The 9,046-nt window shown below is 67.9% G+C and carries 9 protein-coding genes and 1 pseudogene; 9 read left to right on the top strand and 1 reads right to left on the bottom strand.

Translation table 11 applies throughout. The annotated features are described in order from the left end of the window. Nucleotides 1-115: 115 nt before the first annotated feature. A complete protein-coding gene (locus tag ASF80_RS15710; RefSeq protein ID WP_042538798.1) occupies nt 116-1,105 on the top strand; it encodes a DNA-directed RNA polymerase subunit alpha in 990 nt (329 codons plus the stop codon). A gap of 63 nt (nt 1,106-1,168) precedes the next feature. Further along, entirely contained in the window at nt 1,169-1,714 is a 546-nt protein-coding gene (gene rplQ / locus ASF80_RS15705; RefSeq protein WP_056312849.1) for a 50S ribosomal protein L17, read from the top strand. 86 nt (nt 1,715-1,800) lie between these two features. Here the strand turns inward: rplQ and ASF80_RS15700 are convergent, their stop codons facing one another. Next, complete coding sequence (locus ASF80_RS15700) at nt 1,801-3,372, bottom strand: AMP-binding protein (protein ID WP_056312848.1); 1,572 nt, start codon at nt 3,370-3,372, stop codon at nt 1,801-1,803. A 131-nt stretch (nt 3,373-3,503) separates the two neighbouring features. Here ASF80_RS15700 and ASF80_RS15695 point away from each other — a divergent pair, with 131 nt between their 5' ends. The 7 genes and pseudogenes from ASF80_RS15695 to ASF80_RS19460 form a co-directional block, all read left to right on the top strand. After that, nucleotides 3,504-4,304 carry a sulfite exporter TauE/SafE family protein gene (locus ASF80_RS15695; protein WP_056312846.1) on the top strand — a complete coding sequence of 267 codons (801 nt, stop codon included), beginning with the start codon at nt 3,504-3,506 and terminating at the stop codon, nt 4,302-4,304. Between the two features lie 60 nt (nt 4,305-4,364). Continuing rightward, the gene (locus ASF80_RS15690; protein WP_056312844.1) at nt 4,365-4,820 is read left to right on the top strand and encodes an FAS1-like dehydratase domain-containing protein; all 456 of its coding nucleotides are present in this window, start codon (nt 4,365-4,367) and stop codon (nt 4,818-4,820) included. Beyond that, a complete protein-coding gene (locus tag ASF80_RS15685; RefSeq protein WP_056312842.1) occupies nt 4,820-5,218 on the top strand; it encodes a MaoC/PaaZ C-terminal domain-containing protein in 399 nt (132 codons plus the stop codon). Before ASF80_RS15690 ends, ASF80_RS15685 begins: the two co-directional genes overlap by 1 nt. Nucleotides 5,219-5,232: 14 nt before the next feature. Continuing rightward, entirely contained in the window at nt 5,233-6,363 is a 1,131-nt protein-coding gene (locus ASF80_RS15680; protein WP_056313643.1) for a UDP-N-acetylmuramate dehydrogenase, read from the top strand. Nucleotides 6,364-6,370: 7 nt separating this feature from the next. Beyond that, the gene (pnuC, locus tag ASF80_RS15675; RefSeq protein ID WP_056312840.1) at nt 6,371-6,991 is read left to right on the top strand and encodes a nicotinamide riboside transporter PnuC; all 621 of its coding nucleotides are present in this window, start codon (nt 6,371-6,373) and stop codon (nt 6,989-6,991) included. A gap of 10 nt (nt 6,992-7,001) precedes the next feature. Beyond that, complete coding sequence (locus ASF80_RS15670) at nt 7,002-8,072, top strand: AAA family ATPase (protein WP_056312837.1); 1,071 nt, start codon at nt 7,002-7,004, stop codon at nt 8,070-8,072. 4 nt (nt 8,073-8,076) lie between these two features. Beyond that, a pseudogene (locus tag ASF80_RS19460) lies at nt 8,077-9,046 on the top strand (AAA family ATPase); the annotation flags it as partial.

Genomic DNA, 9,046 nt, shown 5'->3' with positions numbered 1-9,046 from the left:
CGTGCCTCAGGGCTCGAGCGGCTCGACGCCCGCCAGCGGGCATCGACTCACAAAAACTCAAGACCTCACCCCACCACATGTCATATAGCGGGCATGTGATCGAAAGGAACACAGAGTGCTTATTGCACAGCGTCCCACACTGACCGAGGAAAAGATCGTCGAGAACCGGAGCCGGTTCATCATCGAGCCTCTGGAGCCCGGCTTCGGATACACGATCGGCAACGCGCTTCGTCGCAGCCTGCTGTCGTCGATCCCCGGCGCCGCGGTCACCAGCGTTCGCATCGACGGCGTGCTGCACGAGTTCAGCACCATCCCCGGCGTGAAGGAGGATGTCACCGAGATCATCCTCAACATCAAGCAGCTCGTCGTCTCGTCGGAGCGCGACGAGCCGATCACGGCGTACCTGCGCAAGACCGGTTCGGGCGAAGTGACCGCCGCCGACATCTCGGCTCCGGCCGGTGTCGAGGTCCAGAACCCCGAGCTCGTCATCGCGACCCTCAACGAGACCGCGAAGTTCGAGCTCGAGCTCACCATCGAGCGTGGCCGTGGCTACGTCTCGGCGACGCAGAACCGCAACGAGTACGCAGAGGCCGGTCAGATCCCGATCGACTCGATCTACTCGCCGGTCCTCAAGGTCAGCTACCGCGTCGACGCCACCCGTGCGGGTGAGCGTACCGACTTCGACAAGCTCGTCCTCGACGTCGAGACGAAGTCCGCGATCAGCCCCCGCGACGCCGTCGCGTCGGCAGCCAAGACGCTCACCGAGCTGTTCGGTCTCGCCCGCGAGCTGAACGTCGAGGCCGAGGGCATCGAGATCGGCCCGGCGCCGGTGGAGGCAGTGAACTCCAGCGAGCTGTCGATGCCGATCGAGGACCTCGACCTTTCGGTCCGCTCGTACAACTGCCTGAAGCGTGAAGGCATCAACACTGTTTCGGAGCTCGTCGCCCTCTCGGAGACGCAGCTCATGAACATCCGCAATTTCGGCCAGAAGTCGGTCGACGAGGTGCGCGACAAGCTCATCTCGCTCGGTCTGTCGCTCAAAGATTCGGTGCCCGGTTTCGACGGCGCCCACTTCTACGGCGGCAGCGAAGACGAGTCCTTCTGACCCACCCGGATTGTCATCTGGCAGAGGCCAGCTGACCCGACCTTTCCTGACCAGGAGCTAGATATGCCCAAGCCCACCAAGGGTCCCCGCCTCGGAGGCGGCCCCGCACACGAGCGCCTGCTGCTTGCCAACCTCGCGGCGGCTCTGTACACCCACAAGTCGATCAAGACGACCGAGACCAAGGCCAAGCGCCTGCGTCCGCTCGCCGAGCGCCTGATCACCTTCGCCAAGCGCGGAGACCTGCACGCTCGTCGTCGCGTCCTCTCGGTCATCGGCGACAAGAGCGTCGTGCACACGCTGTTCGCCGAGATCGCACCGCTGGTCGCCGACCGTGAGGGTGGCTACACCCGCATCACGAAGGTCGGCAACCGCAAGGGCGACAACGCGCCCATGGCCGTGATCGAGCTCGTTCTCGAGCCCGTCACCCCCAAGGCGAAGTCCACCAAGAAGGCCGCCAAGGCTGAGAAGCCGGCTGAGGTCGTCGAGGAGGCTCCGGTCGAGGAGGAGGCTCCCGTCGAGGAGTCCGCCGACGCCGGTGCCGAGTCGCAGGCCGAGGGAGAGGCAGCCGAGGCTGCCGCCGAGGACGCTGTCGAGAAGAAGTCCGAGTAAGCACCTCGCTCGCATGAAGAAGCCCGCCGCCCCGAAAGGGACGGCGGGCTTCTTCGTCGTCGGGGTGTCCTACCCGGCGATCTCGATCAGCGGACGCGCAGATCCTTGCGGAGGATCTTGCCCGATGCGGACTTCGGGATCCCCTCGATGAACTCGACCTGGCGCACCTTCTCGTGCGGGGCGACATGCGCGGCGACGTGGGCCATCACCGCATCCGCGTCGAGCTCCGCGCCCGGCTGCAGGACGACGAACGCCTTCGGGACCTCCTGGCCGTCGTCGTCGAGCGCGCCGATCACAGCGGCGTCGGCGATGGACGGATGCTCGAGCAGCACCGCCTCGAGCACGGCGGGGGCCACCTGGTATCCCTTGTACTTGATGAGCTCCTTGAGGCGATCGACGATACGGAAGATCCCGTCGTGCGTGACGGTCGCGACGTCTCCGGTGTGCAGCCACCCGTCGGCGTCCAGCATCTCGGCCGTGGCATCCGGCCTGTTCAGATAGCCCTTCATCACCTGCGGTCCGCGGATCAGCAGCTCGCCGGGCGCGCTGAGGCCCTGCGCGGGCTGTTCGATGTCGCTGCCGTCTTCTGCGACCAGCCTGGCCTCGGTGTTCGCCAGCAGCATGCCGACCGAGGAGCGATCGATGTCCGCGCGGTCGTAGGGGATCGCATGCGTGACGGGGCTCGTCTCGGTCATTCCGTAGCCCTGGCAGACGATGCATCCGAGTCGGTTCGCCACGGCTGAGGCGAGTGCGCCGTCGAGAGGAGCGGCGCCCGAGAAGATGACCTTGATCGCCGAGGTGTCGTACTGGTCGACCAGCGGATGCTTCGCCAGGGCGACGGCGATCGGCGGGGCGATGAACACCCAGGTCGTGCGGTGCTCCTGGACGACGCGGAGGAAGTCGGTGAGATCGAACCGGGGCATGGTGACAAGCGCGGCGCGCTGCCGCAGTGCGAAGTTCAACAGCACGGTCATTCCGTAGATGTGGAAGAACGGCAGCACGGCGAGCACGCGATCGTCGTCGCCGAGCGAGATCGTCGATCGGCACTGGCTCACGTTCGCGATCAGGTTTCGGTGCGTGAGCATGACGCCCTTGGGGCGCCCGGTCGTTCCGGACGAGTAGGGGAGCACGGCCAGGTGCGTCGCCGGGTCGAACGAGACCTCGGGCGCGGAGTGGCCTTCGCCGAGCAGCGCGGGCAGAGACGGGTGGCCCTCCGCGCCGTCGAGGACGATCACATGGTCGTCATCGAAGCCGAGCGCTGCTGCTGCGGCCTTCGCGCCGGGAAGGAGGGGGGAGACGGTGACGAGCCAGGTGGCCTCGGCATCCGTCAGCTGGTTGGCGATCTCCTCGGGTGTGTAGAGGGAGTTGATGGTCGTCGCGGTCGCTCCGGCGCGCAGGATGCCGTGGAACACCGTGGCGAATGCCGGGACGTTCGGGCACAACACACCGACCTTCGTGCCGACTCCGACGCCACGCGCGGCGAGGGCGCCCGCGAACAGGTCGATCTGTCCGATCAACTGGCGATAGGTCGTCGTCGCGCCGCTGACCCCGTCGATGATCGCGACCGCGTCGAGCCGGTGCTCCTCGACATCGCCGAACAGGAACTCGTGGATCGAGACCGCGGGGATCTCGACATCGGGATAGGAACTGCGCACCATGAGATCTCCTTCGATCCGGTGAGGCGACGACGCCGTCTGATGCGATCCAGTGTCGCACATTAAGGCACCGAGTCCCAGGGTGTGCGTGCGACCCGTCAGTGGGGGCGGATACCCGGGAGTAGGCTGAACCGGTGACTGATGCAGAGACCCTGAGCAGAGGGCCTCGCGCCTATACGGCATTCATCGGGATCGGCCTGATCGCCGGCCTCCTCTCCGGTCTCTTCGGCGTCGGCGGCGGCACGGTCATCGTCCCGCTCCTCGTGCTCTTCCTGCACTTCAACCAGCGGCTGGGAGCCGGCACCTCCCTCGCGGCCATCGTTCCGACGGCGACGGTCGGCGTCATCTCGTACGCGATCAACGGCTCGGTGGCCTGGATCCCCGCGCTGATCCTCGCCGCAGGCGCGGTCGTCGGTGCGCAGATCGGCACCCGACTGCTGCCGAAGATCTCGCAGACGGTGCTGCGCTGGTTCTTCGTGGGCTTCCTCGTGGTCGTGATCGTGAGCCTGTTCCTCGTCGTTCCCTCTCGTGACGCCGAGTTCGAGCTGCAGCTGCTCAACGGACTCGCGCTGCTCGCGGTCGGCGTCGGCACCGGCATCCTCGCCGGCCTGATCGGTGTCGGCGGGGGCGTGATCGTGGTCCCCGTGCTCATGCTCGCCTTCGGCACGAGCGACCTCGTGGCCAAGGGCACCTCGCTGCTCATGATGATCCCCACCGCGATCTCGGGCACGATCGGCAATCTCCGCAACCGCAACGTCGACCTCCTCGCCGCGGCGATCGTCGGCGTCTCCGCCTGCACGACCACCGCACTCGGAGCCTGGCTCGCCACCCTGATCGACCCGCTCGTGGGCAACATGCTCTTCGCGGCATACCTCGTGGTGATCGCGGTGCAGATGGCGATCAAGGCGATCAAGGGGCGCAAGAAGAAGGACTGAACGGCCTTTGATCCGGCCGCAGGGCACCGCGCTCCACGACCGAGAAAGTAGGATCGAGGGGTGGCAGTGAATCAAGAGCTTGTCGGTCGTGAGTTCCCCCCGACCGCCCCCTACCTCGTCGGCCGTGAGAAGGTGCGCGAGTTCGCGCGTGCCGTCTTCGCCGACGCCCCTCAGCACACCGATGTCGAGGCCGCTCGTGCAGCGGGCTTCGATGACGTCGTGGCGCCCCCGACCTTCGCGATGGTCATCCAGGACCACACCCTTCAGCAGCTGCTCGCCGAGCCGGATTCGGGCATCGTCCTCGCGCGCACGATCCACGCCGAGCAGAAGTTCTCCTACTCGCGGCCCATCGTCGCGGGTGACGAGCTCACCGGGCGGCTCAGCGTCACCGGCATCCGCATGATGGGCGGCAACGCCATGATCACGAGCGCCGCCGAGATCACGGATGCCGCAGGCGCACACGTCGTCACCGCCACCAGCGTGCTGCTGGTCGGCGCCGAAGAAGGAGCCGCGTGATGCCGTTCGCTGTCGGAGACGTCGTCGCAGAGCGCACCGTCCACCTCACGCGGGAGTCGCTCGTCCGGTATGCCGGTGCCTCCGGCGACTTCAACCCGATCCACTACCGTGATGACATCGCCGCCTCGGTGGGACTGCCCGGTGTCCTCGCGCACGGCATGCTCACGATGGGAATCGCCTCGTCGGTGGTCGTCGCAGCTCTCGAGCCGGGCGCGCAGATCCTCGACTACGGTGTGCGCTTCACCAAGCCCGTCGTCGTCGATCCGAACGACGGAGCCGATCTGCACGTGCTCGCCACGGTGGGAGCGGTCGACGAGGCGTCGACGAGGATCGATCTCAAGGTCACGTTCGGCGAGACGACCGTGCTGGTCAAGGCGCAGCTGCGCATCGCCTCCTGATGGGCGACCGCGTGGTGCACGAGATCGAGCCGCTGCAGCTCTCGACGCTGACGACGCTCCGCACCGGGGGAGCGCCCGAGCGGATGCTCGAGGCCTCGACCACGGCAGAGCTCGTCGACGCCCTCACCGACGTCTGGTCCCGCGGCGAGGAATGGTTCGTCCTCGGTGGAGGCTCCAACCTGTTCATCGGCGATGAGCCGTTCGAGGGCACGGTGATCCGCGTCCTGACCCGCGGCATCGAAGAGCTTCCGTCTCCGCACGCAGGTCGCGTCCGGCTGCGGGTGCAGGCGGGCCACGGCTGGGACGACCTCGTCGGCTACGCCGTCGAGCACGGCTATGCCGGTCTCGAGGCCATGAGCGGCATCCCCGGCACCGTCGGCGCGGCTCCTGTGCAGAACATCGGCGCCTACGGCCAGGAGATCCAGGAGACTCTCGTCGAGGTCGAGCTGATCGACGAGGCGACGGGTGAGGTCTCCGTGGTGTCCGCCGCCGATCTGGGTCTCGGCTTCCGCACGTCCGTGCTCAAGCACCACTACGGCAGCGTGCCGCAGCGACGAGCCGTCATCCTGTCGGTCACGGTCGATCTGGTCGTGGCCGGAGAACGTGTCGTCCGCGGCGAACAGCTGCGTCGGGCTCTCGCGCTCGACTCGGACGCTCCGGTACCCCTCGCGTGGGTGCGTGAGCGCATCCTCGCCACCCGGGCGTCGAAGGGCATGCTGCTCGACGAGCACGATCCGGACACTCATGGCGTCGGATCGTTCTTCCAGAACGCGATCGTGCCCGATGCCGTCGCCCGCGCGCTGCCGCCCGAGTGCCCTCGCTGGCCCGTGGCTCCCGACCTCGATGCCGTGACGGTGATCCCGCTCGCGTCGTACGACGGATTCGTGCCGCCGGTGAAGACCGAGGCCCCGGACGTCAAGGTGAGTGCCGCGTGGCTGATCGAGCAGGCCGGGATCCGCAAGGGCTTCAAGCTGCCTCGGTCGCGTGCGTCCGTCTCGACCAAGCACGCCCTGGCGCTGACCAACCGCGGCGGCGCGACCGCCGCCGAGGTCTCGGAGCTCGCGCGCTTCATCCAGAGCCGCGTGCACGCCGAGTTCGGTCTGGTGCTGCAGCCGGAGCCCGTTCTGCTCGGCGTCGAACTGTAGGAGCCCCGTGCTCGAATGGCTCCAGGCCGAGTGGCCTCAGGTTCTCGGTTTCGTCACGGGAGCGGTCTGCGTGTGGCTCGCCGGGCGTCGGAACGTCTGGAACTACCCGATCGGCATCGCCAACAACGTGGTGCTGTTCGTCGTGTTCATCGGCGCGGGGCTCTACGCCACGGCGGCGCTGCAGGTCGTCTATCTGCTGATGGGCGTGCACGGCTGGTGGCGCTGGACGCACGGCGCTGAGCAGAGCCGTACGTACGTCGTGAACACCCCGCGCCGAGCATGGCCGTGGCTGGCGCTCGCCGCTGTTGCGGGCGCAGCTGTGCTGGTCTGGGTGCTCACGACGTTCACCGACTCGCAGGTGGCGATCCCGGATGCCGCGACGACCGCCGCGAGCCTCGTGGCGCAGTACATGCTCAACCGCAAGTGGATCCAGAACTGGTTCGTCTGGATCGGGGTCGACATCGCATTCGTCGGCCTCTCGATCGCCGCCGGGCTGTGGGTGATCGCCGCGCTGTACGCGCTCTTCATCGGACTCTGCGTGATCGGATACCGCTCGTGGCGTCGGGCTGCGAGCGCCGATCGCGATGGCGCGGCAGCGGGCACGACGTCCGCTCCCGCCCGGGCATGAGGCTACGGGCATGAGCGGTCACGGACTGGTACTCGGCAAGTTCTACCCGTTCCACAGCGGGCATTCGCATCTCATCCGTCAGGCGCAGCGCGCGAGCGACCGCGTCACCGTCCAGGTGCTCGGCGCCTCGGTCGAGTCGATTCCGCTCGAGGTGCGCGCCGACTGGATCCGGGAGTCGCACCCCGGTGTGCGGGTGGTCGCCGCGATGGACGACGCCCCGGTCGACTTCGAGTCGGAGGCCGCGTGGGACGAGCACATGGCGCTGATCGGGTCGCTGCTCGACGACCCCGTCGACACCGTGTTCTCGTGCGATGCCTACGGAGGCGAGCTGGCGAGGCGACTCGATGCCCGCTGGGTGCGGATCGACGAGGGGCGGCGCATCAACCCCGTCTCGGGGACTGCCATCCGCGCCGATGTCGCCGGCAACTGGCATGAGCTCGCTCCGGCGGTACGCGCCTGGCTGACCGCCCGGGTCGTGGTGCTGGGGGCGGAGTCCACCGGATCGACCACTCTCGCTGCGGCGCTGGCCGAGAGGCTGGGAACGCTGTGGGTGACGGAGTACGGCCGCGAGCACTCCGCGATCCGTGAAGGCGGCCTCGAGTCGCCGTGGCGGAGCGACGAGTTCGACCTGATCGTCGATCGGCAGATCGCTCTCGAACAGCGCGCTCTGCGGGAGGTGCCGGTGCCGGTGCTGGTCTGCGACACCGATGTGCTCGCGACAGCGCTGTGGCACGAGCGCTACGTCGGTACGACGGCCGCGCGTCTGTACGAGGCCGCAGCCGCGCATCGGCCGCTGCTCTACGTGCTCACGGGCGACGAGATCCCGTTCGAGCAGGACGGGATGCGCGACGGCGAGCACATCCGCCATGGCATGCAGCAGCGCTTCCGCGATGTGCTGGCGACGCAGGATGTGCCCTGGCTCGAGGTGCGTGGCGATGTGCCGACACGGGTCGAGGCCGCGGCATCCGCTCTGCAGGAGCTCCTCACCGAGCACCTGAGCTTCGCCGTTCCGCTCGAGGCACGGCCGCTCGACGAGCAACGCGCGCTCCAGCAGCACGCCCGATCGACATCGTTAGGATGATCGCATGCCCGACCGCTGGAACAGAGTCTCCGCCTCGCCCACGAACCCCGGCAGCGGACACGGCGTCGAGGCGCTGACCGCCGAAGACCTGTTCCGTCCGGCCACACGGGCCGCGGTTCCGCTCGACGAGAAGCTCCGCCAGGTCTATTACTGGATCGTCAATCGGGCGGTGATCTCGCCCTACTACGACATGGAGTTCTCGCACGGCGAGCCGCTCTCGATCGGGCTGGGGGATGCCGGGGCTGCCGTATCGCTGCCGACGCAGGCGTCGTTCTCGTCCAACGTCCTCGTGCCGCTGCTCACGTTCGCGGTCGGCGGCAAGTGCCTGCTGATCGGCGGACCCGGTCGGGGCAAGACCACCGTCGCCGTGCTCATGGGGGTGCTCGCGGGCACCTCGTCGGCGGACGTCAGGCGGGCCGTGCAGCAGGGGCAGCCGCAGCTCACGGTCAGCGATCTCGTCGGCATCCCGTTGCCGCGCGATCTCGTCGGAGCCGAGCGGCTGACCGACATCCGCATCGCCTGGCGCGACTGGCTGGGCCTTCCCGTCAAGATCATCGACGAGTACAACCGCATCCCCACCAAGACCCAGTCGGCACTGCTGACGATGGTCGCGGAGGGCTATGTCGAGAGCCACGACCAGATGCGCCGCACCGCGCCGGACGGGGGAGTGGAGAGCTGGTTCTTCACCGCGAACGATGACGCGGGCGGCGGAACCTTCCCCGTCATCCAGGCGCTCCGCGACCGCATGGATGTCACCGTGCAGGCGGCCGGGTTCAACAGCCGGTTCTTCGACGAGTTGATCACCCGCGTCGAGGCGGGGGAGAAGCCCGAGGAGCACGTGCCCGCCGAACTCTCGTTCGACGCGGCGCAGCAGCATGAGATGCGCGCGCAGATCCGCGCGGTGCCCATTCCGGATGCCGTGCGCGAGCGCCTGCGGTTCTTCCTCAGCCATTTCGAGTTCGTGCAGCACGGCG

Source organism: Microbacterium sp. Leaf159 (assembly GCF_001423615.1).
In the GTDB taxonomy this organism is placed as follows: Bacteria; Actinomycetota; Actinomycetes; order Actinomycetales; family Microbacteriaceae; genus Microbacterium.
This window is presented reverse-complemented; position numbering and strand designations above follow the sequence as displayed.

Bases quoted from the DNA above. Each gene is read 5' to 3' on its own strand.
- ASF80_RS15670 (WP_056312837.1), top strand. From the start codon at position 7,002: ATGAGCGGTCACGGACTGGTACTCGGCAAGTTCTACCCGTTCCACAGC.
- ASF80_RS15685 (WP_056312842.1), top strand. From the start codon at position 4,820: ATGCCGTTCGCTGTCGGAGACGTCGTCGCAGAGCGCACCGTCCACCTC.
- ASF80_RS15700 (WP_056312848.1), bottom strand. From the start codon at position 3,372: ATGGTGCGCAGTTCCTATCCCGATGTCGAGATCCCCGCGGTCTCGATC.
- rplQ (WP_056312849.1), top strand. From the start codon at position 1,169: ATGCCCAAGCCCACCAAGGGTCCCCGCCTCGGAGGCGGCCCCGCACAC.